This is a genomic window from Streptomyces sp. NPDC059373 (assembly GCF_042751495.1).
Lineage (GTDB): Bacteria > Actinomycetota > Actinomycetes > Streptomycetales > Streptomycetaceae > Actinacidiphila.
In genome coordinates this window covers 455426-478318 of record NZ_JBHYXC010000001.1, presented here as the reverse complement: position 1 = coordinate 478318, position 22893 = coordinate 455426, and the positions used below count along the sequence as shown (strand labels likewise).

The window sequence follows — 22893 nt, the reverse complement described above, 5'->3', positions numbered from 1 at the left end:
GCGGTTACGTCACCACGACGACCTTCGTGCCGATGATCGCGAGCTCCCAGAGCGCCGTGCCGTCCGCCCGCCGCTCGCGGATGCCACCGGTCTTCTGGGAGGGGTCGGGGGAGGGCTTCGAGCCGTCGCGAGCCGCGCTGAAGCCGATGATCACACCGCCGGAGGTCGCGAAGCGCACCACGTGCTCGATGGCGACGCCGTCGCCCCCTGTCCCGCTCGCGGTGCGCGAGGTCACGGTGTACGTACCCGAGGTGGGGTCGACCGTGCCGGGGGCCACGGTGAACGTACGCGTCACCTTGCCGGTGTCGCCGACCAGCCAGACGCGATCCGCCCCCAGTGAGTAGACGACGCGCAGGCCGCTGCCGGAGTGGGCGGGCACCGGATGGGACTGCTCGGTCTGCGCGGGCGACGGGGAAGCCGAGGCGGAGGCCGACGCGGAAATGCCGGGACGGCCGGCGGTGGCGGCGGCCGAAGTGCCCGAGGCCTGCACCGCCAGGACCGAGATCACGGCGAGGGCTCCCGCGGTGAGACCGGCCACGATGGTCCCCGAACCGATCCTTGCCACGGTGTGCGCTCCTCGTCATGCGGTAACGGTGCCGACGTTAGCAGTCGGCGCGAGCCGTACGCTTGTCACCGTGCTGCTCCTCGCCTTCGACACCGCCACCCCCGCCGTCACCGCCGCGCTCCACGACGGGCGGAGCGTGCTCGCCGAGTCCACCGAGGTCGACGCCCGGCGCCACGGCGAACTGCTGATGCCCGCCGTCGACCGGGTGTTGCGCGAGGCCGGCACCAAGCTCGACGCCGTGACCGGCATCGTGGTCGGCGTCGGCCCCGGCCCGTACACCGGGCTGCGGGTCGGGCTGGTCACCGCCGCGGCCTTCGGCGACGCCCTCGGCATTCCGGTGCACGGCGTCTGCACGCTGGACGGCATCGCGTACGCCGCCGGGCAGTCCGGCCTGGCGGCCGGGCCGTTCGTCGTCGCCACCGACGCCCGCCGCAAAGAGGTCTACTGGGCGCGCTACGACACCCCCCGCTCCCGCACCACGGACCCCGCCGTCGACCGCCCCGCCGACATCGCGGACCAGGTCGCAGGCCTGCCGGCGGTCGGCCAGGGCGCCCAGCTCTACCCGGAGGTCTTCACGGGCCTGCGGCCGGGCTTCCCGGAGCACCAGTCGGCCGCCGCGCTGGCCGCGCTGGCCGCCGTGAAGCTGGAGGCGGGCGAGGACTTCCTCCCCCCGCTCCCGCTGTATCTGCGCCGGCCGGACGCCCAGGTCCCCACCGGGTACAAGGCGGTCCTGCCGAAGTGACCGCAAGCTCAGTCCAGTTGCGCGAGATGCGCTGGTGGGATCTCGACCCGGTGATGGAGCTGGAGCACGAGCTCTTCCCCGAGGACGCCTGGTCGCGCGGCATGTTCTGGTCCGAACTGGCCGACGCCAGGCACCCGGCGGCCACCCGGCACTACGTCGTGGCCGAGGCGGGCTCCCGGATCGTGGGCTACGCCGGGCTCGCGGCGGTCGCCGGCACCGGCGACGTACAGACCATCGCGGCCGCCCGCGACCACTGGGGCACCGGCCTCGGCGCCCGCCTGCTGGGCGAACTGCTGCACCAGGCCACCGCCTTCGAATGCCGCGAGGTGCTGCTCGAAGTGCGCGTCGACAACAAGCGCGCCCAACGCCTCTACGAACGCTTCGGCTTCGAGCCGATCGGCTTCCGCAAGGCCTACTACCAGCCGGGCAATGTCGACGCCCTCGTCATGCGGCGCTCCGAGCCGGAAAGCCCGAAAGGAAACGACACCCATGGCTGACGAGCCGCTCGTGCTCGGCATCGAGACCTCCTGCGACGAGACGGGCGTCGGCATCGTCCGCGGCCACACGCTGCTCGCCGACGCGATCGCCTCCAGCGTGGACGAGCACGCCCGCTTCGGCGGCGTCGTCCCCGAGGTCGCCAGCCGCGCACACCTGGAGGCGATGGTCCCCACCATCCAGCGCGCCCTGAAGGAGGCCGGGGTCAGCGCCGCCGACCTCGACGGCATCGCGGTCACGGCCGGGCCCGGGCTCGCCGGGGCGCTGCTGGTCGGCGTGTCGGCCGCCAAGGCGTACGCGTACGCGCTCGGCAAGCCGCTCTACGGCGTCAACCACCTCGCCTCGCACATCTGCGTCGACCAGCTCGAACACGGCCCGCTGCCCGAGCCGACGATGGCCCTGCTGGTGTCCGGCGGGCACTCCTCGCTGCTGCTCGCGCCGGACATCACCGGCGACGTACGCCCGCTGGGTTCCACCATCGACGACGCGGCGGGCGAGGCCTTCGACAAGGTCGCCCGGGTCCTCGGCCTCGGTTTCCCCGGCGGGCCGGCCATCGACCGGTACGCACGCGAGGGCGACCCCGCCGCGATCCGCTTCCCGCGCGGGCTCACCGGCGGCCGGGACCCGATCTACGACTTCTCCTTCTCGGGGCTCAAGACGGCCGTCGCCCGCTGGGTCGAGGGCAAGCGCCGCGAGGGCGCGGACGTGCCGGTCGCCGATGTCGCGGCCTCGTTCCAGGAAGCGGTCGTCGACGTCCTCACCCGCAAGGCCATCCGCGCCTGCAAGGACAACGGCGTCGACCACCTCATGATCGGCGGCGGCGTCGCGGCCAACTCCCGGCTGCGCTCCCTCGCCAAGGAGCGCTGTGAGGACGCCGGCATCGTCCTGCGCGTCCCCCGCCCCAAGCTGTGCACCGACAACGGCGCCATGGTGGCCGCCCTGGGCGCGGAAATGGTCGCCCGCGGCCGCCCCGCCTCCACCCTCGACCTGCCCGCCGACTCCTCGCTCCAGGTCACCGAGGTCTCCGTCCCCGGGCACACGCACTGATGGCCGTCGCCCTGATGTGGGAGGCCCGCGCCCTCGAAGGCCGCGGGCCCGAACTCCTGGAGTGGGCCCGTACGCGCCCCCTGCCGGGCACCCCGCTGCGCCGCGAGACCCTCTCCGCCCCCGGCGACCGCGTCCTGGTCATCACCTGGTGGGAGGCCCCGTACGACGCCGACCTCCCTGAACTGCCCGAGCCGGGGCCCGACCTGGTGCGCAGGGCAGTCCACCGCTGGCGCTTCGAGTCGCTGGACGTGTCGTAACTCCGCGGTGAAATCGGTCACCTTCGCCCGTAACGGGGCGATCGGCCGCTTAGCTTTGCCGGTATGACGGAGATGGCGGCGCCGCGCGCGCGTACCGGTGGTCCCTCGGGCGACGACGGCATGAAGGTGCTCGAGCAAGTGCTCGGGTGGACGCTGGTCGTGCTGCTCGCGATGCTCGTCACCGGCCTGGGCCTGCTGTAGCAACGGCAGGCCGCCCCAGCAGCATGCTCGGGGCGCCCGCGACCCGGGTCAGGAAGACCGTCGCGGAGCCGGGCCCCTGCGGCTTCACCTTCCGGCGCAGTTCCTCCGGCTCGACGGCCGAACCGCGCTTCTTGACCGTCAGCACGCCGATCTCCCGCTCGCGCACCAGCGCCTTGAGCCGCTTGAGGTTGAAGGGCAGCACATCGGTGATCTCGTACGCGCTCGCATACGGCACCGGCCGCAGCTCGTCCGCCGTCACATAGGCGATCGTCTCGTCGATCAGGCCGCCGTCCAGGGCCTCCGCGACCTCCGCCACCAGATGGGCACGGATCACGGCGCCGTCCGGCTCGTACAGGTAGCGCGAGACCGCCCGCACCGCCGGATCCGGCAGCCCGCGCCCCACCAGCGAAGCCCCGCCGGGCAGCAGCGTCGCGCGCCGGGCCCCCGGCGCGGCGCCGGTGCCGAACCACAGCACGGCCTCCTTCACGTCCCCGTGGTCCGAGATCCACTCCGCCTCGGCCTCGTCCGGTACCGCCTCGTGCGGCACGCCGGGCGCGATCTTCAGCGCCGCGTACGGAGCCTTGCGGGCCGCCCCGACCGCCCACGACAGCGGCGGCGAGTACGCCTCGGGGTCGAAGATCCGGCCCCGGCCGCCGCGCCTGGCCGGGTCCACGAAGACCGCGTCGTACGCCCCCGCGTCAACCTCGGTGACATCCGCGCACCGCACCTCGATCAGCGCCCCGAGCCCGAGCGCCTCCGCATTGGCCCTGGCCACCGCACACGTCAGCGGATCGCGGTCGACGGCCAGCACCTCGATCCCGGCCCGGGCCGGCGCGATCGCGTCGCCGCCGATGCCGCAGCACAGGTCGGCCAGCCGCCGTACGCCCAACGCCCGGAAGCGGTCCGCCCGGTAGTCGGCGACCGGCTTCCGGGTCGCCTGCTCGACGCCGTTGGGCGTGAAGTACATCCGGTACGCGTCTTCGCCGAACTTCGCCGCCGCCCGCTGCCGCAGCCGCGCCATCCCCAGCGCCGCCGACACCAGCCCGGCGGGGTGCTCACGCCGCAGCCGGGTGGCCGTCGCCAGCTCCTGGCCCGGGTCGAAGTCCCGCAGGGAGGCCAGCATGGCCTGCCCCTCGTCGGTCAGCAGTGCCGAGAACGCGTCAAGATCCACGGTGCCCATTGTCCCGCCTGCGGGCAGCCGCCGGACTCGCGCCCATGACGCCGCTCGGCGCGGCATTGGCACTCCGCTTGACCGAGTGCTAAGTCCGTCCTAGTCTCGGATCTGGCACTCAGCACTGCCGAGTGCCAACCACACAGCGACGGGCAGGTCCGGCACCCGCGACGACGGGCCTACCAGGTCGCCACCCATACAGACACTCCCGTGAGCCCTTTGAAGGGGGAGGTCGGATCGTGACGACCGCCAGCACCAAGGTTGCCATCAAGCCGCTTGAGGACCGCATTGTGGTCCAGCCGCTCGACGCCGAGCAGACCACGGCCTCCGGCCTGGTCATTCCGGACACGGCCAAGGAGAAGCCCCAGGAGGGCACCGTCCTTGCCGTGGGCCCGGGCCGGTTCGAGGACGGCAAGCGTCTGCCGCTCGACGTCGCCGTCGGCGACGTCGTCCTGTACAGCAAGTACGGCGGCACCGAGGTCAAGTACAACGGCGAGGAGTACCTCGTCCTCTCGGCTCGCGACGTCCTCGCGATCGTCGAGAAGTAATCCGGTACCAGCCGGAACAGCAGTGACCACGCCCCGGGCATACCGTGTCATCCGACCCGGGGGCCCGGGGTGTGGTCTTTGACGAAGACTGAAGACGAGGAACCCGAGCCGGTATGGCCAAGACCCTGAAGTTCGACGAGGACGCCCGTCGCGCCCTTGAGCGCGGCGTGAACAAGCTCGCCGACACCGTGAAGGTGACCATCGGCCCCAAGGGCCGCAATGTCGTCATCGACAAGAAGTTCGGCGCTCCGACCATCACCAACGACGGTGTCACCATCGCCCGTGAGGTGGAGCTCGACGACCCGTACGAGAACCTCGGCGCGCAGCTGGTGAAGGAGGTGGCCACCAAGACCAACGACATCGCTGGTGACGGCACCACCACCGCCACCGTCCTCGCCCAGGCGCTGGTCCGCGAAGGCCTGCGGAACGTGGCGGCGGGCGCCTCCCCGGCCTCGCTCAAGAAGGGCATCGACGCGGCGGTCAAGGCCGTCTCGGAGGAGCTGCTGCGCACCGCCCGCCCGATCGAGGGCAAGGAAGACGTCGCAGCCGTCGCCGCGCTGTCCGCCCAGGACAAGCAGGTCGGCGAGCTGATCGCCGAGGCGATCGACAAGGTCGGCAAGGACGGTGTCATCACCGTCGAGGAGTCCAACACCTTCGGCCTGGAGCTGGACTTCACCGAGGGCATGGCCTTCGACAAGGGCTACCTGTCCCCGTACTTCGTGACCGACCAGGAGCGCCTCGAGGCCGTCCTGGACGACCCGTACATCCTGGTCACCCAGGGCAAGATCAGCTCCATCCAGGAGCTGCTCCCGCTGCTGGAGAAGATCATCCAGGCCGGCACCTCCAAGCCGCTGCTGATCATCGCCGAGGACGTCGAGGGCGAGGCCCTCTCCACCCTCGTCGTCAACAAGATCCGCGGCACCTTCAACGCGGTCGCGGTCAAGGCCCCCGGCTTCGGTGACCGCCGCAAGGCCATGCTCGGCGACATCGCCACCCTCACCGGTGCGACCGTCATCGCCGAGGAGGTCGGCCTCAAGCTCGACCAGGCCGGTCTGGACCTGCTCGGCACCGCCCGCCGCGTGACCGTCACCAAGGACGACACCACCATCGTCGACGGTGCCGGCGACAAGTCCGAGATCGAGGGCCGCATCGGCCAGATCAAGGCCGAGATCGCCAACACCGACTCCGACTGGGACCGCGAGAAGCTCCAGGAGCGCCTCGCCAAGCTGGCCGGCGGCGTGTGCGTCATCCGTGTCGGCGCGGCCACCGAGGTCGAGCTCAAGGAGAAGAAGCACCGTCTGGAGGACGCCATCTCCGCGACCCGCGCCGCGGTCGAGGAGGGCATCGTCTCCGGTGGTGGCTCCGCGCTCGTCCACGCCGTCAAGGTCCTCGAGGACAACCTCGGCAAGACCGGCGACGAGGCCACCGGTGTCGCGGTCGTCCGCCGCGCCGCCGTCGAGCCGCTGCGCTGGATCGCCGAGAACGCCGGCCTCGAGGGCTACGTCATCACCGCCAAGGTCGCCGAGCTGGAGAAGAACCACGGCTTCAACGCCGCGACCGGCGAGTACGGCGACCTGGTGAAGGCCGGCGTCATCGACCCGGTCAAGGTCACCCGCTCCGCCCTGGAGAACGCCGCGTCCATCGCCTCCCTCCTCCTCACCACCGAGACCCTCGTGGTGGAGAAGAAGGAAGAGGAGCCCGCCGAGGCCGCTCACGGCCACGGTCACTCCCACTGAGGCTGACGCCTGCACGAAGGCCCTTGCTCCCGCCCGGGAACAAGGGCCTTCGTACGTGGTGGAGGCCTACGACGGCAGCGAGACCACACCCAGCTGCCGCAGCATGCCCAGGAAGTCCCAGTGCCACCAGCCTTCCTTGATCTTGCCGTCCTCGAACCGGAAGGTCGTGGTGCCCACCATCTCGACCGTCTTCCCGGTCGGCGGCATGCCCCGCATCTCTCCGGTGTTGGTGCCGCGCCAGGTCCAGCGCGTCGCCACCCGGTCGCCTTCGGCCACCTGGTCCTCGACGGTGAACGCGAAGTCCGGGAATGCCCTGCGGTAACCGAGCGTCTCCTCCAGGAAGGCGTCGGCGCCCCGGGTGTCCTGCTCGTTGGCGACGTCGTGGTCGATGTAGCCGGACGCGACCAGTTCGTGGAACGCCCCGGCGTTCTCCGTGCCGATGATGTCCTCGAACAGCCGCCGCGCGGCGTTCTTGTTGAGCTGCTCGTCACGGACCACGTCCAGGTCCGTGAAGGTCGGCATCTCGTCGCAGAGCGCCACCATCTCCTGGAAGATCCGGTCGGTCTCCGGGAGTTTCGAGTTCCGCATCGCCTCCTCGTACGACGGGAACTCCACGATCTCGACGTAGTGGTTGTCCGTGGTGCGGTCCCTGCCGATGAGCGAGTGAGTGGCGGTCCGCTTGCCCTGCGTCGCCTCGACCCAGGTGTCCATGAGCCGGTTCATGTCGTCGTACCGGCTGGTCTTGCAGTCGATGATCTGGACGAATGTCATGGTGCCTCCAAGGGTCCATGAACGATTCCCCCCACACCATTTTAGGACGGAATGCCCCGTCTAATCCCTCGGGTACGCCGGACCGTACTTCCGGTCGGCCTTCGTCGAGAACCGGCCGAGCGCCCCGCTCGGCGTCATGCGCGCCGCCGCGGCCACCGCCTTGTACCGGACGTCGGGAATGCTCAGCGACCTGCCGCGCGCCAGATCCCGGATGGCCGTCGCGACCACCTTGTCGGCGTCCAGCCACGCCCACGCCGGGATCTTCGTCGCGTCGATCCCGGCCCGCTGGTGGAACTCCGTACGTACGAATCCCGGGCACACCGCCATCAGCCGCACACCGGTACCGGCCAGCTCCTTGTCCGCGCCCTGCGAGAAGCTCACCACCCACGCCTTGGATGCCCCGTACGTCCCGCGTGGCAGGAAGGCCGCGATCGAGGCCACGTTGATCACATGGCCGCGCCCGCGCTCCATCATGACCTCGGTCGCCGCACCGGTCAGCCGCAGAACCGCCTCGACGTGGAGCTTGACCATCCGCAGCTCGTCCGCCATCGGGGTGTCCCCGAAAATCCCGCGACTGCCGAACCCGGCGTTGTTCACCAGCAGACCCACCGGCCGGTCCCGGTCCCGCAGCCGCGTCTCGACCGCCTCGATGCCCTTGTCCGTCGACAGGTCCGCGGCCAGCACCTCCACCGGCACCGCGTACTTCTGCCGCAGCTCGCCCGCGGACTCCGCCAGCCGCTTCTCGTCCCGCGCGACCAGCACCAGCCCGTGCCCGTCGCCCGCCAGCCGCCGCGCGAACGCCGCGCCGAGGCCCGCCGTGGCTCCCGTGATCAGTGAAGTCGTCATGCCAGCACGCTAACGCCCCGTCAGCCGCTTGCGGACCACCGCCTTGTCCTCCTCGGGAAACGCGTCGGCCACGAGGAGCCGCGGCAGCAGCTCGGGCTCGGTCGTCACAGCCCGGAACTGCAGCGCCACCGTCACGTCGTGGTCCGGACGGTGCACGACCTCGATCGGATCGCCGGCGCGGATCTCTCCCGGCGTGATCACCCGCAGATAGGCGCCCGGGACGGCCGCCTGCGTGAAGCGCTTGATCCACCCGGCCCGGTCCAGCCACCCCTGAAAGGTCCCACACGGGATCCGGGCGCAGGAAACCTCCAGCACGACCCCGCGCCCGATACGCCAGCGCTCGCCGATCAGGGCCCCGCTCACATCCAGGCCGCCCGTGGTGAGGTTCTCGCCGAACACCCCCGCCGGCAACGGGCGTTCGAACTCCCGCTCCCACCCGTCCAGATCCTCCCGGGCATAGGCATACACAGCCTGGTCGGTGCCCCCGTGATGCGCGACGTCATACACCCGGTCCCCCGCCAGCCCCACCGCCCCCGTCCCCTTCGGCCCAGGAGCCGTGACCCGTACATGCCCCTCCACCGGCTGCTTGTCGATCCCGGTGAGCTCGGGACCCGTCTTCCACGGATTGGCCCGCGGCCTGCCGACATTCACGGAGAGCAGCTTCATAAGGCGACCGTACGGACGCCCTGCGGGCGGCGCACCGGATTTTGCGCCGGTGCCGCCGTACGAACCGGGGCGGATCAGACGTGGACGGGTGCCGGTCCGGGGCCTCCGGGGCTGGGGGTCCTGGACCGACATATTTACGTGCGTGACGGGCCCTCCGCTGTCTCACCCGGCATGCCGCACACAAATATGCGGAGCGTCCAGAACCCCCACCCCTCCGACCCCGGCCCTCCCGTTCAAGTACGGCCGGGGTCGCAGGGCTGGGGACCCGATTTCTGGATGCCGCCCTCCCGGGCGGCATCCGCTTGCTTCGGCACGGCCGCGCCGGACTCCGTCCGTCGTGCCGGGGGCGCCGCCTGCGCCTTCGCCGGTGGGTGGGTGGGTTGGGCCAGCCCGCTCCGCCTCAGGCGGACGGCCTACCCCCAACCCGGGACTAGAGGAATCCACCGGGCCGACGGCCTACCCGCAACCCGGCGGGGGAGAAGTGAACGACGGGGAGGTCCGGGGTCGAGCCACCCACCCACCCGGCAGGCCATAGCGACCGGAAGGTCCGGAGCCCCCCACCCACCCGCCCGGCAGGCAACAGCCACGGGGAGGGCCGGGTTCGGAGCCACCCACCCAACCCAGGGGGAGCAGAAGGTGGACGACGTGACGGGCCGGGGTCGGAGCACCCACCCACCCGGGGGGCGGAAAGTGGACGGCGGGAGGGCCGGGCCCGGATCCCCCACCCAACCCAGGGGGAGCGGAAGGTGGACGGCAGGAGGGTCGGGTCGGAGCGCCCACCCGGGGGCAGCGGAAGGTGGACAGCAGGAGGGTCGGGTCGGCATCCACCCACCCACCCGGGGAGCAGAAGGTGGACGACGTGAGGGGCCGGGGTCGGAGCACCCACCCACCCGGGGGGCGGAAAGTGGACGGCGGGAGGGCCGGGGTCGGAGCACCCACCCACCCGGGGGGAGCGGAAGTGGACGGCGGGAGGGTCGGGTCGGAGCCACCCACCCGGGGGCAGCGGAAGGTGGACGGCGGGAGGGCCGGGGTCGGAGCACCCACCCAACCCAGGGGAGCGGAAGGTGGACGGCGGGAGGGCCGGGGTCGGAGCACCCACCACCCGGGGGGAGCGGAAGTGGACGGCGGGGAGGGCCGGGGTCGGAGGGGTGGGGGTTCTGGACGCTCCGCATATTTGTGTGCGGCATGCCGGGTGAGGCAACGGACGGACCCGTCACGCACGTAAATATGTCGGTCCAGGACCCCCAGCCCCGGAGGCCCCGGACCGGACCCATGGCCGGCTAGGGAACCGCGATTGCGCCGAGCACCCGGTCGACGTCGGCCGTGGTGTTGTACAGATGGAAGGCCGCGCGCAAGTGCCCGGCGCGGGCGGCGACTTTGATGTCGGCGTCGGCGAGGCGGCCGGCCGTGTCACCGAGCCCGGGTACGGAGACGATGGCGGAGCCCGCCGCGGAGCCGGCCGGGACGGCCTTGTGGCCGAGGTCCGCGAGGCCGGCGCGGAAGCGCTCGGCGAGAGCCAGGTCGTGGGCGCCGATGGCGTCGACCCCGAGCCGTTCGACGAGGGCGAGCGATTCGGCCGCCGCGACGTACGGCAGGAAGGGCGGCATGACGTCGTAGCGCCGCGCGGAGGACGCGGTCTCCTGGACGGGGCCGTAGCACTCGCCCCAGGGATCCTCCGCGGCGTACCACCCGGCGAAGTGCGGGGAGACCCAGTCCTCGGCGCCCTCACGGACGGTCAGGAAGGAGACGCCGCGCGGGCACAGCAGCCACTTGTAGGCACCGCACACCACGTAGTCGTACGCGCCCCCGTTCAGCGGAAGCCACCCCGCCGCCTGCGTGGCATCGACCAGCACCCGCGCCCCGTGCTCGGCGGCAGCCCCCCGCAGGGCCGCGAGGTCGGCGACCCGTCCGTCGGAGGACTGCACGGCGCTGACCACGACCAGCGCGGTGCCCGGCCCGACGGCCTCCGGGACGCCCTCCAGGGGGACGATGCGGAGCGTGACGTCGGTCCGGGTCGCGAAGGGGTTCACCAGGGAGGAGAAGTCGCCCTCGGCAAGGACGACCTCCGCGCCGGCCGGCAGTGCCGCCGCGATGAGCCCGACGTGGGTCGCGACGGCCGAGCCGACAGCCACGCGGTCGGCCCCGACCCCGGTGAGCCGGGCGTAAGCCCCCCGCGCCGCGGCGACGGCGGCCTCGTTCTCGGCGAACGTGGCCGAGCCGTCGGCCCAGCCCCCGACGCCGCGCCGCAGGGCTTCGACCGCGCTGCGCGGGCCCAGGCCCGCCGAGGCGGTGTTCAGATACGTCGTCCCGGGCGCGGGTGAGAACTCGGCGCCGACCACTGCCTCGAAGTGCTCTGTGCGGATCTCCATGACTCCTGAGCCTGAAGCCGGCCGGTCCCGAAGTCCAGAGTTGCTCCGTTCGGGTGATTGCGGGTGGTTGTGGGGGGAGTGACGGACCAGGGAGGAGAGGAGCGCGGCGGGCAACGCGCCTGTCAGCGGACGACGTGCCACCCGCCCCGGGCGAAACCGTGCCGCCCGCCTCAGGCGAAACGTTTCGTCAGTTGGTGTGGGCGCTCATGACCCGGTTTCGCGACCGGCCCATCATCTCCTCGCGCTCGTCCTCGGTCAGTCCGCCCCACACGCCGTAGGGCTCTCGGACCGCGAGTGCATGCGTCGCGCATTCGGCGCGTACGGGGCAGCGCATGCACACCTCCTTCGCCGCCGCTTCGCGCGCGCTCCGGGCTGCCCCTCGCTCGCCCTCGGGGTGGAAGAACAGCGAGCTGTCGACGCCTCGGCAGGCGGCGATCAGCTGCCAGTCCCAGAGGTCGGCGTTGGGGCCCGGGAGGCGGGAGAAGTCTGCCATTGCTCATCTCCTCAAGAGGTGGGCTGTGGGTGGGGGCATCTCCCAGAAGCAAGTTCTCTGGGGGCGGTGCCTTTCGACCGTACATCTACCATCGAAGTAGATGTAAATATGATTCATCACAAAAATGCCACCGAACTCCCGCCATGCGGGTAAAAAGCCGCCAAACAGGCAAAATCTGACATTGCCCCCCGGTCGGCGGGTCGCATGTCCTGCAAGTGGGCGCGCGAACTGCTTCGTTTTGTCCCCCGATGTACCCCTGCGACCTGCGACGTAGCTGATCCGTGTCCGGGTGCGCACAGAGAGTGCGGGAGACGCCCGCCAAACTCCGTAACTCTTTCGAGTGAGGGTCGTTGAAGGTGCGGAAGTGGTTGGCGGTCGAACTATTCGGGCAGGCGCCCGAAGCCGTCAGCCCCACCGGTGACGATTCGTACAGCCTGGAGGCTCAACGTGACGCGGATCAGCTGCGGAGGACGGTCATGACTTCCGTCCTCGTCTGCGACGACTCCCCGCTTGCCCGAGAGGCCCTGCGCCGCGCGGTGGCGACCGTGCCCGGCGTCGAGCGCGTAACGACTGCGGCCAACGGCGAGGAAGTCCTCCGCCGCTGGGGCGCCGACCGCTCGGACCTCATTCTGATGGACGTGCGCATGCCCGGCCTCGGGGGTGTGGAAACGGTGCGGCGGCTCCTGTCCGCCGACCCCGGTGCCCGCATCATCATGCTCACCGTCGCCGAGGACCTGGACGGCGTCGCCCTCGCGGTGGCGGCCGGCGCCCGCGGCTATCTGCACAAGGACGCCTCGCGTGCCGAACTGCGGGCCACGGTGACCCAGGCCCTCGCCGACCCGACCTGGCGGCTGGCCCCGCGCCGGCTGCGCTCGGCCGAGATGGGTGCCGCGCCCACGCTGACCGCGCGGGAGATCCAGGTGCTGGAGGGCATGAGCCACGGCCGCTCCAACGCGGAGATCGGCCGTGAGCTCTTCCTCTCCGAGGACACGGTGAAAACACACGCACGGCGGCTCTTCAAAAAGCTCGGCGCATCGGACCGGGCGCACGCCGTCGCGCTCGGCTTCCGCTGGGGCCTGGTCCGCTAGAGCCATGGGCTTGCTGTGCACCGGCTATGGGGTCGCTCCGCTCGTACCGGTTTCCGGAGCGAGGACGCATGCTTGAGGTATGGGACTCATCGGGGACGGGCGGGCGGGGCGGCACGTGCAGGAGCCAGTGCATGAGCAAGTGCCTGAGCCGGTGCATGACATGACACCGGCCGGGGCGGTCTCTCATAACGCTTCGGGGCAGAAGTCCGGGCGCGATGCGGCGGATCGTTCGGCGGCGAGGCACTATGGACGGATGCGCGACGAGGCGGCAGGCAATGAGACAGGCATCGGCGCCCTCGTCCGTCGCGCCGTCGAGGGCGACGAGCAGGCCACCCACGATCTGCTGGCCCATGTCCACCCGCTGGCCGAGCGCTACTGCCGCATCCGGCTGTCCCGGCTGCCGGGCGACGCGCGTCACTTCGTGGACGACCTCGCCCAGGAGGTCTGCCTCGCCGTGCTGTGCGCGCTGCCGCGCTACCGCGACCAGGGCCGCCCCTTCGAGGCGTTCGTCTTCGGTATCGCCGCCCACAAGGTCGCCGATCTGCAGCGGGCCGCGATGCGCGGACCCGGCAGCACGGCGGTCCCCTCGGAGGAGATGCCCGAGCAGCCCGACGACTCCCTCGGCCCCGAGGAGCGGGCACTGCTCAGCAGCGACGCCGAATGGGCCAAGCAGCTTCTGGCCAACCTTCCCGAGCACCAGCGCGAGCTGGTCCTGCTGCGGGTCGCGGTCGGCCTGAGTGCCGAGGAGACCGGCCAGAAACTCGGCATGTCCCCCGGGGCCGTTCGGGTGGCGCAGCACCGCGCGCTCAGCCGGCTGCGGGCGCTGGCCGAGGAGACCACGCAGGCCGGCCCGGTCCACGTGGAAGGGCCGAAGGACCTGAGCGCGTAGGACCCTCGTCCGACGGCGTGTCCCGTCGAGCCCAGTACCATGGGACATCTCGCCGGGCAAGACCATGGAGAAGGTGTCATGACGCTGAACGCCGACGGAGTAGCCGAGAAATTCGGACTGCTCGGACTCACCTACGACGATGTGCTGCTGCTGCCGGGCGCGTCCGAGGTGCTGCCGAACCAGGTCGACACCTCGTCGCTGGTCTCCCGCAACGTCAGGGTCAACATCCCGCTGCTGTCCGCCGCCATGGACAAGGTCACCGAGGCCCGGATGGCCATCGCCATGGCCCGTCAGGGCGGTGTCGGCGTCCTCCACCGCAACCTGTCCGTCGAGGACCAGGTCAACCAGGTGGACCTGGTCAAGCGCTCCGAGTCCGGCATGGTCAGCGACCCGATCACCGTCCACCCGGACGCCACGCTCGCCGACGCGGACGCGCTCTGCGCGAAGTTCCGGATCAGCGGCGTCCCGGTCACGGACGGCAGCGGCAAGCTGCTCGGCATCGTCACCAACCGCGACATGGCCTTCGAGACCGACCACTCGCGTCAGGTCCGCGAGGTCATGACCCCGATGCCGCTGGTCACCGGCAAGGTCGGCATCTCCGGTGTCGAGGCGATGGGCCTGCTGCGCAAGCACAAGATCGAGAAGCTTCCGCTCGTCGACGACCAGGGCCGCCTCAAGGGCCTGATCACCGTCAAGGACTTCACCAAGGCCGAGAAGTACCCCACCGCCGCCAAGGACGCCGAGGGCCGTCTGCTCGTCGGTGCCGCGGTGGGCGCCAGCCCCGAGGCCCTGGAGCGCGCCCAGGCGCTGGTCGGCGCCGGGGTCGACTTCATCATCGTCGACACCTCGCACGGCCATAACAGCAACGTCCTGAGCTGGATCTCCAAGATCAAGTCCAGCGTCTCCGTGGACGTCATCGGCGGCAACATCGCCACCCGCGACGGCGCCCAGGCGCTCATCGACGCCGGCGTCGACGGCGTCAAGGTCGGTGTCGGCCCCGGCTCCATCTGTACGACCCGGGTCGTCGCCGGCGTCGGCGCTCCCCAGGTCACCGCGATCTACGAGGCCGCGCTCGCCGCCCAGGCCGCGGGCGTCCCGATCATCGGCGACGGCGGCCTGCAGTACTCCGGCGACATCGGCAAGGCGCTCGCCGCCGGTGCCAGCACGGTCATGCTCGGCAGCCTGCTCGCGGGTTGCGAGGAGTCGCCCGGTGAGCTGATGTTCATCAACGGCAAGCAGTTCAAGTCGTACCGGGGCATGGGCTCGCTCGGCGCGATGCAGTCCCGTGGCCAGGGCCAGTCCTTCTCCAAGGACCGCTACTTCCAGGCCGAGGTCTCCTCCGACGACAAGCTCGTCCCCGAGGGCATCGAGGGCCAGGTCCCCTACCGCGGCCCGCTCGGCACGGTGCTGCACCAGCTCGTCGGCGGCCTCCGCCAGACCATGGGCTATGTCGGCGCCGCGACGATCGACGAGATGGAGTCCAAGGGCCGTTTCGTCCGCATCACCGCCGCCGGGCTCAAGGAGAGTCACCCCCACGACATCCAGATGACCGTCGAGGCCCCGAACTACCAGTCCCGCTGACGCGTACGGCACAGCCCGCGGCCCCGTACGTGCGGCCTCGGGCTTTCGCCTGCCGGCCCTGGGATAATGGGCTCGGCAAGCCACGAAGGAAAGGCCACACACGTGACTGAGATCGAGATCGGGCGGGGCAAGCGGGGCCGCAGGGCCTACGCATTCGACGACATCGCCGTCGTCCCGAGCCGGCGTACCCGGGACCCGAAGGAGGTCTCGATCGCCTGGCAGATCGACGCCTACCGCTTCGAGCTGCCGTTTCTCGCGGCGCCGATGGACTCGGTGGTCTCCCCGGAGACCGCGATCCGGATCGGCAACCTCGGCGGACTGGGGGTGCTCAACCTCGAGGGCCTGTGGACGCGGTACGAGGATCCGGAGCCGCTGCTGGCCGAGATCGCCGAGCTGGACGACGCCGCGGCCACCAAGCGGCTGCAGGAGATCTACGCCGAGCCGATCAAGGAGGAACTGATCGGCCAGCGGATCAAGGAGGTGCGCGACGCGGGTGTGGTCACCGCCGCAGCGCTCTCCCCGCAGCGCACCGCCCAGTTCTCCAAGGCCGTCGTCGACGCGGGCGTCGACCTGTTCGTCATCCGGGGCACGACGGTCTCCGCCGAGCACGTCTCGGGCTCGCACGAGCCCCTGAACCTCAAGCAGTTCATCTACGAGCTCGACGTCCCGGTCATCGTCGGCGGCTGCGCCACCTACACCGCCGCGCTGCACCTGATGCGCACCGGCGCGGCCGGCGTCCTCGTCGGTTTCGGCGGCGGGGCGGCGCACACCACCCGCAACGTGCTGGGCATCCAGGTGCCGATGGCGACCGCCGTGGCCGATGTGGCGGCCGCGCGCCGCGACTACATGGACGAGTCCGGCGGCCGCTACGTCCACGTCATCGCCGACGGCGGCTTCGGCGCCAGCGGCGACCTGCCGAAGGCCATCGCCTGCGGCGCCGACGCCGTGATGATGGGCTCCCCGCTCGCCCGCGCCACCGACGCGCCGGGCCGCGGCTTCCACTGGGGCATGGAAGCGGTCAACACCGAGCTGCCGCGCGGCAAGCGCATGAACCTCGGCACGGCCGGCACGACGGAGGAGATCCTGCTCGGCCCGTCGCACGCGCCGGACGGGTCGATGAACTTCTTCGGTGCCCTGCGCCGTTCGATGGCCACGACGGGCTACAGCGACCTCAAGGAGTTCCAGCGCGTCGAGGTGACGGTGTCTCCCACGCACCACCGCTGAGCTACCCCGACCGGAAGGGGTCCGGACCGTGCACGTCGCGGTCCGGGCCCCTTCCGGCGTTTCGGCGACGAAGGATGTGCGCCGGTGCTCAGGTGTGGCGATCTGGCAACCGTTCTGTGGCGGAGTCCGATTGTTCCTGTGTGCGGCGATAGGAAATGGGATCGCAACATGTGATCTTGGCATTTATTTCAGGGCACTTCGGTCGTAAGTCACCCAATAACACTTTGGCAGCCCCTGACACACTGAGATTCCTCAGATAAGCTCCCGACACTCGGCCGGGTGTTCGCATCGGGTTTGGTCGAGCCGTGGTGGGGGTAGACGGGCGGATCGCCCGGGGGGTCGGAAAAAGATGAGCGCACTTCAGCCTGCCCAAACGGGGGGGCACCGGGCCCATGGGCAGTCCGCAGGACGCCGCCGGGCGGCGGAGCGGGCGCGCGCTCCGCAGTTGGGGCTGCTGCCGCAGCCGCCCTCGGACGGAGAGAAGTACTCGTACGCCCGCCGGTACCTGTGGGTGCTGACGATCAGCTCCGTGATCAGCTTCGTCTGCCTGACCTTCAGTCAGTACAAGCTCGCGCAGTCCAATCCGCTGGTGTGGCTGCTCGCCCCGATGCTGGTCTTCACGGTCATCTACTACCTGATCTCGCTTCGGGTGAACGGCTTCACCCGGGACTTCGACCTCAAGGCCCACAAGCTGCTGGTCCGCGAATGGCGGCCGCGGGTATACCCCACGGTCGACGTCTTCCTGCCGGTGTGCGGCGAGCCCATCGAGGTGCTGCACAACACCTGGACCCATGTACGGGCGCTGGCCGACCGCTATCCCGGCCACTGCGTGCCCTTCGTGCTCGACGACGGCGCCAGCCCGGAACTGGCGGCGATGGCCTCGGACTTCGGATTCCGCTACGGCACCCGCCCGAACCGCGGCTGGTTCAAGAAGGCCGGCAACCTGCACTTCGGCTTCGGCCAGTCCGACGGCAAGTACGTCCTCATCCTCGACGCCGACTTCACGCCGCGCGCCGACCTCCTGGAGGAGCTGCTGCCGTACATGGAGACGGACGAGCGGGTCGGCATCGTCCAGTCCCCGCAGTACTTCCGTGTCCTGGACTCGCAGAACTGGATCGAGCGCGGCGCGGGCGCGGTGCAGGAGCTGTTCTACCGCTCCGTCCAGGTGTCCCGGCAGGGCAGCGACGGCGCGATCTGCGTCGGCAGCTGCGCGATCTACCGCCGGGAGGCCCTGGAGACCAACGGCGGCACCACGCTGATCGAGCACTCCGAGGACGTGCACACCGGCTTCGACCTGCGCGGTCTCGGCTGGGACCTGCGCTATGTGCCGATCGCCGTGTCGACCGGGGTGTGCCCGGACAGCGCGGGTGCCTTCTTCAACCAGCAGTACCGCTGGTGCTCGGGCTCGATGAGCCTGCTCGGCAGCAAGAAGTTCTGGGACGCGCGGATCAAGTTCTCCAGCCGCCTGTGCTATCTGTCGGGCTTCTTCTACTACATCCACACGGCGCTGTTCACCTTCGCGGCACCCATCATCCCGATCGTGCTGCTGCTGGCCATGCCGGACAAGCTCAAGGTCGACCACCTGGCGATGGTGCTGCCCAGCATCGTCTACACCGCCGTGATCTTCCCGCTGTGGCACAAGTCGCCGTACCGGCTGGAGGCCTGGGCGGCCCGGCTGATGTACGGGTGGGCGCACTTCTTCGCCATCTGGGACATCCTGCGCAAGCAGCGGATGGGCTGGCAGCCCACCGGCTCCTCCGGGGCGAAGAAGAACAAGACCCGCCGGTTCTGGATCGGCCTGCGGGTGTGGAGCGGCGGCACCGCCGTGATCTGGGTGGGCGCGGCCGTCTGGCGGCTGATGCACGGCTACCCGCCGGACTTCGCCCTGGTGCTGTCCTCCGGCCTCTTCTACGCGCTCGTGGTCGCCCGGGTTCTCGTACAGCCCCGGAGCGAGGCCACCGTATGACCCGGCCCCACTCCCACCCTCTGCGCCGTGCCGCCGCCGTCCTCGTGACCGCGGCGCTGTTCGCCCTGACCGCCTGCACGACCGGGTCGTTTGGCTCCTCCGGCTCCGGCGGCGCCACCACCTCCCCGTCGGACGACCAGACCGCCCAGGGCGCCCAGGAGCCGGCCTTCGACGTGACGCCGCTGCTCGACCCGAAGAAGAAGTACCTGGGCGTGGCGGTCGACGGAGCCCCGTCGTCGATGAATCCGGTGGACCACTACGCCGAGCTGATCGGCAAGAAGCCCAACATCATCGCCTCGTACTCCTCCTGGGGCGACGGCTTCAACGTCCAGGGCGCCAAGAACGCCCTGCAGTCCGGGGCGCTGCTCTACGTCTCCTGGGAGCCTTTCAAGCCGTCCGTCGCCAAGATCGCCGACGGGTCGCAGGACGCGTACATCAAGAGCTTCGCCGACGACATCCGCGAGGCCAACGCACCCGTCGCGCTCAGCTTCGGTCACGAGATGAACGGCGGCTGGTACCCCTGGGGCACCAAGACGACCAAGCCGGCCGACTTCGTGAAGGCCTGGCGGCACATCCATGACCTCTTCCAGGAGGAAGGCGCCACCAACGTCATCTGGACCTGGAGCCCCAACGTCATCAACCCGGTCCCCTCGGTGAAGCTCAAGCCCTACTGGCCGGGCGACGCCTACGTGGACTGGGTCGGCGTGGTCGGCTACTGGACGACCACCGGCGCCTGCACCTTCGACACCCTCTACGGCCCGACGACGAAGCAGATCCGCCACTTCACCAAAAAGCCGTTCATCATCTCCGAGACCGCCTCCGAGCCCGGTCAACGGCGACGCGCCGACGTACGGAACCTCTTCAAGGGCGTGGCGGACGATCCGGATTTCCTCGGCTTCGTCTGGTTCAACATCACCAAGCGCGCCGACTGGCGGGTCCAGGCCAGCCCGCTCGCCCTCGCCGAGTTCAAGCGGCTCGCTGCCGACGGTGACTTCGGCTTCGACGTACGGAAGCAATGATGGAGTCCGGAATCAACGAGCAGCAGCACCACCAGTACCAGTACCCGAACTGGCAGTACGCCCCCGGACCCGACCTGCAGCCGGAGCCCGAGTTCGAGCCCGAGTTCGAGCCCGTGTCGCCCGGATACGTGGTCCCGGAAGTCCCCGTGTCCGCCTGGTCGGTCGACACCCGTCGTTCCACCTGGATCAGCCGCGGCGTGCTGCTCTGCGTCCTGCTGGTGCAGGCCGCGCTCAGCCTGCGGCTGCAGGGCCGCGCCTTCGTCGACGAGGCGCTGTACATCACCTCCGGCCACTACGAGATCGGCCGGCTGCTCAACGGCACGCCGCCGCCCATCGACTTCTCCGGCTACTTCTCCGGCCATCCGATGCTCTACCCGGTGCTGGCCGCCGCAGTCGACTCGGTGGGCGGGCTCGCGGCGGTCCGGCTGGTCAGCCTGGTCTTCACGCTGAGCACCACGGTGATGCTGTACGGCCTCACCAGCCGGCTGTTCAACCAGCGGGCCGGACTGGCCGCCGCCGCGCTGTTCTCGGTCCTCGAGTCGACCGTGTTCCTCGGCAACTTCGCGACCTTCGACGCGCTGGCGCTGTTCCTGCTCGCGTGCGCCTCCTGGATCATCGTACGGACCGGCCGCTCGCACCCCGCCCTGGTGCTGCTCGCCGTGCCGGCGGCGGCGCTGGCACCGGCCGTCAAGTACGCCGCCGCGCTGTATCTGCCCTCGCTGGTGGTGCTCGCGGTGCTCTCGGCCTATCCGTACCGGGGCGCCCGGGCGGTCGCGCGCGGTCTGCTGCTCGGCGTCGGCGTCGCGCTGGTGCTCGGCTCGGTCGCGTACCTCAGCGGCGCCCTCGGCGGCGTCGGTTTCACCACCACCGGCCGGGCGCACGGCACGGACACGGCGATGTCGGTGTTCCGGCTCAGCGCCGAATGGGGCGGGGTGATGCTGCTGGTCGCCGTCGGCGGTGCGATCGACTACATCCGCCGGGCCAGGATGGGCGAGATGCCCTGGGCGGTCGGGAACACCCCGGGCCGGGTGCGGCGCACCGCGCTGGGGCTGCTGATGTGCGGTACGGCGCTGCTCGCGCCCGCCTACCAGGCCCACCTGCACGACGACATATCGCTTTTCAAGCACGTCGGATTCGGGCTGTTCTTCGCCGCGCCGATGGCCGGCCTCGGCATCAACCGGCTGATGGGCGCGCACTTCCGCTATCCGCAGCTCGGCATCATGGTCTGGGTCGCCGCGCTGGTCACGGGGATGGCACAGACGCAGTCCCTCTACGATCCGCCGGACTCCGCGCGGATGGTCGCCACGATGCGCCAGGTGATCGCCAAGACCGGGAACGGGAAGTATCTCGCCGAGGAGTTCGAGATCCCGGCCTACTACCTGCGCGACGTGACGAGTTGGAAGCAGTGGCAGAGCACCACCGACATCGACTACACCGACAAGCACGGTAAGCATCACTCCGGTACCGACGGGTTCAGGACCGCGGTACGCGAGGGCCACTTCGACGCGATCGTCCTGAGGGGCGGAGTCACCCCGGACGCCGACACGGCGATCACCACCGCCCTGCGTGGCAACGCCAAGTACCGGCTGCTGGCAGTCCTGCCCTCCACCGACGAGTACGGGTCGACGACCTACCGGATCTGGGTGAAGCGATGACCGTCACCGACCACACCCTGGACGCCGCCGGCCACGAGGACCAGGACACGGCCGCCTCCGGCCGGCGGCGGGCCCGCCGCCGGAGCGGCCACAGCCCGGCGAGCACCGCACTGGTCTTCCTGCTGCCGGCCGTCGTCACCCTCGGCTTCACCCTGCGCGGCATCGGCGACCGCGAGCTGTGGCGCGACGAGCACGCCACCTGGTGGGCCGCCACACTCTCCTTCGGTGACTTCGACGCGCTCATCAAGAACATCGACGTGGTCTTCGCCCCGTACTACTTCGTGATGCACCTGTGGATAGCGGCCTTCGGCTCCTCGCCGACCGCCCTGCGCATCCCGGCGGCGATCGCCATGGCCGTGGCGGCGGGCCTGCTCGGGCTCATCGGGCGGCGGATGTTCACCCTGCGGACCGGGCTGCTCGCCGGGCTGATCTTCGCTGCCGTCCCGATGGTGACCCGGTACGGACAGGAGGCCCGGCCGTACGCCTTCGCGGTGGCCGCCGCCCTGCTGGCCACGCTCCTGCTGCTGCGCGCGCTGGACCGGCCCAGCCTCAAGGGCTGGGCGCTGTACGCCGGGAGCGTTCCGCTGATCGGCTTCAGTCACCTGGTGTCGCTGTCGGTGCTGGCCGGGCATCTGGGGCTGGTCGTGGTGGCGAAGCGCGGCGGTGACCGGACCGCGCACTGGGCCTTCGCCGCCGCGGCGAGCCTCGGGCTGTCCTTCGTACTGCCGATGCTGGCGCAGGGGTCGAGCCAGAGCGGGCAGATCGCCTGGAACAACCCGACCGTGCAGGACCTGGTCGACCATCCGCAGGAGCTCTTCGGGTCCTGGATCACCGGTGGCGCGGTCATGGCGCTCGGTGTGCTGGGGCTCTTCGCGGCCCGCAAGTACGCGGCGCTGCTCGCCCCCTGGGTGCTGCTGCCGCCGGTCGTCACGTATCTGACCTCCACGCAGCTGCACCTCTTCCTGCCGCGCTATCTGCTCTTCACCGTCCCGGCCTGGGCGCTGCTGGCCTCCGTCGCGGTCACTCGGCTCGCCGGGCCGCTGACCGAGGCCGCGCGCGGCGGGGCGGGCCGCCGGTTCGTCGGTGCCGTGCTCGTGGTGGCCTCCGCCGCGGGCTTCGCCTGGGTGGCCCAGCCGGGCACCGCGCTCGCCCGGCAGAACGACCCGGCCGAGCCGGACTACCGCAAGGCCGGGCAGATCGTGGCCCAGAAGGCGAAGCCGGGCGACGGCATCGCCTTCTCGGGGCAGAAGTCCGAACGCCGGGCCATGGCCTACGAACTCCGCGACGACTCCGGCCGGCCCAAGGACGTGCTGTTGTACCGGACGCCGCAGGAATCGGGCAGCTTCGGCGGTGTCGACTGCCCGGACGCGGTGAAGTGCCTGGCCGGAACCGACCGGCTGTGGGTGATCTCCACCTCGCAGCTGGGCAAGCCCTTCGCCGACATGCCCCAGAAGACCGTCGCCGCGCTGGACAAGTACTTCAAGGTGGCGCAATCCGACAACCTGGCCAACGTCCGGGTCCTGCTGCTGGAACGCGTCAAGTAAGCCGCGTACGTCACGTCGTC

At 70.6% G+C, this 22893-nt stretch carries 22 protein-coding genes; 15 read left to right on the top strand and 7 right to left on the bottom strand.

Annotated features, from left to right (window positions below):
• Positions 1 to 4 precede the first annotated feature (4 nt).
• Entirely contained in the window at positions 5 to 565 is a 561-nt protein-coding gene (locus ACFXJ5_RS02165) for a hypothetical protein (protein WP_384625586.1), read from the bottom strand.
• 70 nt (positions 566 to 635) lie between these two features.
• On the opposite strand from ACFXJ5_RS02165, the gene tsaB reads away from it, so the two are divergent.
• The 5 genes from tsaB to ACFXJ5_RS02140 all read left to right on the top strand — a co-directional run bounded on the left by tsaB (position 636) and on the right by ACFXJ5_RS02140 (position 3307).
• The gene (gene tsaB, locus ACFXJ5_RS02160; RefSeq protein ID WP_384625583.1) at positions 636 to 1307 is read left to right on the top strand and encodes a tRNA (adenosine(37)-N6)-threonylcarbamoyltransferase complex dimerization subunit type 1 TsaB; all 672 of its coding nucleotides are present in this window, start codon (positions 636 to 638) and stop codon (positions 1305 to 1307) included.
• Between the two features lie 26 nt (positions 1308 to 1333).
• Complete coding sequence (rimI, locus tag ACFXJ5_RS02155) at positions 1334 to 1804, top strand: ribosomal protein S18-alanine N-acetyltransferase (protein ID WP_384626546.1); 471 nt, start codon at positions 1334 to 1336, stop codon at positions 1802 to 1804.
• Positions 1797 to 2849, top strand: coding sequence for a tRNA (adenosine(37)-N6)-threonylcarbamoyltransferase complex transferase subunit TsaD (gene tsaD / locus ACFXJ5_RS02150; protein WP_384625580.1), 1053 nt, complete (start codon positions 1797 to 1799; stop codon positions 2847 to 2849). The genes rimI and tsaD overlap by 8 nt, the downstream gene beginning before the upstream one ends.
• Entirely contained in the window at positions 2849 to 3106 is a 258-nt protein-coding gene (locus ACFXJ5_RS02145) for a hypothetical protein (protein ID WP_384625579.1), read from the top strand. The genes tsaD and ACFXJ5_RS02145 overlap by 1 nt, the downstream gene beginning before the upstream one ends.
• Before the next feature lie 63 nt (positions 3107 to 3169).
• Entirely contained in the window at positions 3170 to 3307 is a 138-nt protein-coding gene (locus ACFXJ5_RS02140) for an SCO1431 family membrane protein (RefSeq protein ID WP_384625576.1), read from the top strand.
• Here the strand turns inward: ACFXJ5_RS02140 and ACFXJ5_RS02135 are convergent.
• Positions 3285 to 4487 carry a THUMP-like domain-containing protein gene (locus tag ACFXJ5_RS02135; protein WP_384625574.1) on the bottom strand — a complete coding sequence of 401 codons (1203 nt, stop codon included), beginning with the start codon at positions 4485 to 4487 and terminating at the stop codon, positions 3285 to 3287. The genes ACFXJ5_RS02140 and ACFXJ5_RS02135 overlap by 23 nt on opposite strands.
• Before the next feature lie 230 nt (positions 4488 to 4717).
• Here ACFXJ5_RS02135 and groES point away from each other — a divergent pair, with 230 nt between their 5' ends.
• Both groES and groL read left to right on the top strand, forming a co-directional pair.
• Positions 4718 to 5026, top strand: coding sequence for a co-chaperone GroES (gene groES, locus ACFXJ5_RS02130; RefSeq protein WP_127358538.1), 309 nt, complete (start codon positions 4718 to 4720; stop codon positions 5024 to 5026).
• A gap of 113 nt (positions 5027 to 5139) precedes the next feature.
• Positions 5140 to 6762 (top strand): chaperonin GroEL, encoded by a 1623-nt coding sequence (gene groL, locus ACFXJ5_RS02125; protein WP_384625571.1) that lies wholly within the window; start codon positions 5140 to 5142, stop codon positions 6760 to 6762.
• 66 nt (positions 6763 to 6828) lie between these two features.
• Here the strand turns inward: groL and ACFXJ5_RS02120 are convergent, their stop codons facing one another.
• The 5 genes from ACFXJ5_RS02120 to ACFXJ5_RS02100 form a co-directional block, all read right to left on the bottom strand.
• Positions 6829 to 7533, bottom strand: coding sequence for an ester cyclase (locus tag ACFXJ5_RS02120; protein ID WP_384625568.1), 705 nt, complete (start codon positions 7531 to 7533; stop codon positions 6829 to 6831).
• A 60-nt stretch (positions 7534 to 7593) separates the two neighbouring features.
• A complete protein-coding gene (locus ACFXJ5_RS02115; RefSeq protein ID WP_384625566.1) occupies positions 7594 to 8379 on the bottom strand; it encodes an SDR family NAD(P)-dependent oxidoreductase in 786 nt (261 codons plus the stop codon).
• Positions 8380 to 8388: 9 nt separating this feature from the next.
• Complete coding sequence (locus ACFXJ5_RS02110) at positions 8389 to 9045, bottom strand: MOSC domain-containing protein (protein WP_384625563.1); 657 nt, start codon at positions 9043 to 9045, stop codon at positions 8389 to 8391.
• Between the two features lie 1280 nt (positions 9046 to 10325).
• A complete protein-coding gene (locus ACFXJ5_RS02105) occupies positions 10326 to 11414 on the bottom strand; it encodes an aminotransferase class V-fold PLP-dependent enzyme (RefSeq protein ID WP_384625560.1) in 1089 nt (362 codons plus the stop codon).
• A 187-nt stretch (positions 11415 to 11601) separates the two neighbouring features.
• On the bottom strand, positions 11602 to 11907 hold the full coding sequence (locus ACFXJ5_RS02100) for a WhiB family transcriptional regulator (RefSeq protein ID WP_384625558.1): 306 nt from the start codon (positions 11905 to 11907) through the stop codon (positions 11602 to 11604).
• 476 nt (positions 11908 to 12383) lie between these two features.
• Here ACFXJ5_RS02100 and ACFXJ5_RS02095 point away from each other — a divergent pair, with 476 nt between their 5' ends.
• From ACFXJ5_RS02095 to ACFXJ5_RS02060, 8 genes are all read left to right on the top strand, one after another.
• Positions 12384 to 12995, top strand: coding sequence for a response regulator transcription factor (locus tag ACFXJ5_RS02095; protein WP_003948568.1), 612 nt, complete (start codon positions 12384 to 12386; stop codon positions 12993 to 12995).
• A gap of 253 nt (positions 12996 to 13248) precedes the next feature.
• A complete protein-coding gene (locus ACFXJ5_RS02090; protein WP_384625555.1) occupies positions 13249 to 13884 on the top strand; it encodes a sigma-70 family RNA polymerase sigma factor in 636 nt (211 codons plus the stop codon).
• Between the two features lie 78 nt (positions 13885 to 13962).
• Positions 13963 to 15465, top strand: coding sequence for an IMP dehydrogenase (gene guaB / locus ACFXJ5_RS02085; protein WP_384625552.1), 1503 nt, complete (start codon positions 13963 to 13965; stop codon positions 15463 to 15465).
• A gap of 102 nt (positions 15466 to 15567) precedes the next feature.
• On the top strand, positions 15568 to 16689 hold the full coding sequence (locus ACFXJ5_RS02080; protein ID WP_384625549.1) for a GuaB3 family IMP dehydrogenase-related protein: 1122 nt from the start codon (positions 15568 to 15570) through the stop codon (positions 16687 to 16689).
• Positions 16690 to 17038: 349 nt separating this feature from the next.
• A complete protein-coding gene (locus tag ACFXJ5_RS02075; RefSeq protein ID WP_384625547.1) occupies positions 17039 to 18655 on the top strand; it encodes a glycosyltransferase family 2 protein in 1617 nt (538 codons plus the stop codon).
• A complete protein-coding gene (locus ACFXJ5_RS02070; RefSeq protein ID WP_384625544.1) occupies positions 18652 to 19674 on the top strand; it encodes a glycoside hydrolase family 26 protein in 1023 nt (340 codons plus the stop codon). The genes ACFXJ5_RS02075 and ACFXJ5_RS02070 overlap by 4 nt, the downstream gene beginning before the upstream one ends.
• Entirely contained in the window at positions 19671 to 21329 is a 1659-nt protein-coding gene (locus tag ACFXJ5_RS02065) for an ArnT family glycosyltransferase (RefSeq protein ID WP_384625541.1), read from the top strand. The genes ACFXJ5_RS02070 and ACFXJ5_RS02065 overlap by 4 nt, the downstream gene beginning before the upstream one ends.
• Positions 21326 to 22873, top strand: coding sequence for a glycosyltransferase family 39 protein (locus ACFXJ5_RS02060; RefSeq protein ID WP_384625538.1), 1548 nt, complete (start codon positions 21326 to 21328; stop codon positions 22871 to 22873). The genes ACFXJ5_RS02065 and ACFXJ5_RS02060 overlap by 4 nt, the downstream gene beginning before the upstream one ends.
• Positions 22874 to 22893: the final 20 nt, after the last annotated feature.

Bases quoted from the DNA above. Each gene is read 5' to 3' on its own strand.
- rimI (WP_384626546.1), top strand. From the start codon at position 1,334: ATGCGCTGGTGGGATCTCGACCCGGTGATGGAGCTGGAGCACGAGCTC.
- tsaD (WP_384625580.1), top strand. From the start codon at position 1,797: ATGGCTGACGAGCCGCTCGTGCTCGGCATCGAGACCTCCTGCGACGAG.
- ACFXJ5_RS02145 (WP_384625579.1), top strand. From the start codon at position 2,849: ATGGCCGTCGCCCTGATGTGGGAGGCCCGCGCCCTCGAAGGCCGCGGG.
- ACFXJ5_RS02140 (WP_384625576.1), top strand. From the start codon at position 3,170: ATGACGGAGATGGCGGCGCCGCGCGCGCGTACCGGTGGTCCCTCGGGC.
- ACFXJ5_RS02135 (WP_384625574.1), bottom strand. From the start codon at position 4,487: ATGGGCACCGTGGATCTTGACGCGTTCTCGGCACTGCTGACCGACGAG.
- groL (WP_384625571.1), top strand. From the start codon at position 5,140: ATGGCCAAGACCCTGAAGTTCGACGAGGACGCCCGTCGCGCCCTTGAG.
- ACFXJ5_RS02120 (WP_384625568.1), bottom strand. From the start codon at position 7,533: ATGACATTCGTCCAGATCATCGACTGCAAGACCAGCCGGTACGACGAC.
- ACFXJ5_RS02115 (WP_384625566.1), bottom strand. From the start codon at position 8,379: ATGACGACTTCACTGATCACGGGAGCCACGGCGGGCCTCGGCGCGGCG.
- ACFXJ5_RS02110 (WP_384625563.1), bottom strand. From the start codon at position 9,045: ATGAAGCTGCTCTCCGTGAATGTCGGCAGGCCGCGGGCCAATCCGTGG.
- ACFXJ5_RS02105 (WP_384625560.1), bottom strand. From the start codon at position 11,414: ATGGAGATCCGCACAGAGCACTTCGAGGCAGTGGTCGGCGCCGAGTTC.
- ACFXJ5_RS02100 (WP_384625558.1), bottom strand. From the start codon at position 11,907: ATGGCAGACTTCTCCCGCCTCCCGGGCCCCAACGCCGACCTCTGGGAC.
- ACFXJ5_RS02095 (WP_003948568.1), top strand. From the start codon at position 12,384: ATGACTTCCGTCCTCGTCTGCGACGACTCCCCGCTTGCCCGAGAGGCC.
- ACFXJ5_RS02090 (WP_384625555.1), top strand. From the start codon at position 13,249: ATGCGCGACGAGGCGGCAGGCAATGAGACAGGCATCGGCGCCCTCGTC.
- guaB (WP_384625552.1), top strand. From the start codon at position 13,963: ATGACGCTGAACGCCGACGGAGTAGCCGAGAAATTCGGACTGCTCGGA.
- ACFXJ5_RS02075 (WP_384625547.1), top strand. From the start codon at position 17,039: ATGAGCGCACTTCAGCCTGCCCAAACGGGGGGGCACCGGGCCCATGGG.
- ACFXJ5_RS02070 (WP_384625544.1), top strand. From the start codon at position 18,652: ATGACCCGGCCCCACTCCCACCCTCTGCGCCGTGCCGCCGCCGTCCTC.
- ACFXJ5_RS02065 (WP_384625541.1), top strand. From the start codon at position 19,671: ATGATGGAGTCCGGAATCAACGAGCAGCAGCACCACCAGTACCAGTAC.
- ACFXJ5_RS02060 (WP_384625538.1), top strand. From the start codon at position 21,326: ATGACCGTCACCGACCACACCCTGGACGCCGCCGGCCACGAGGACCAG.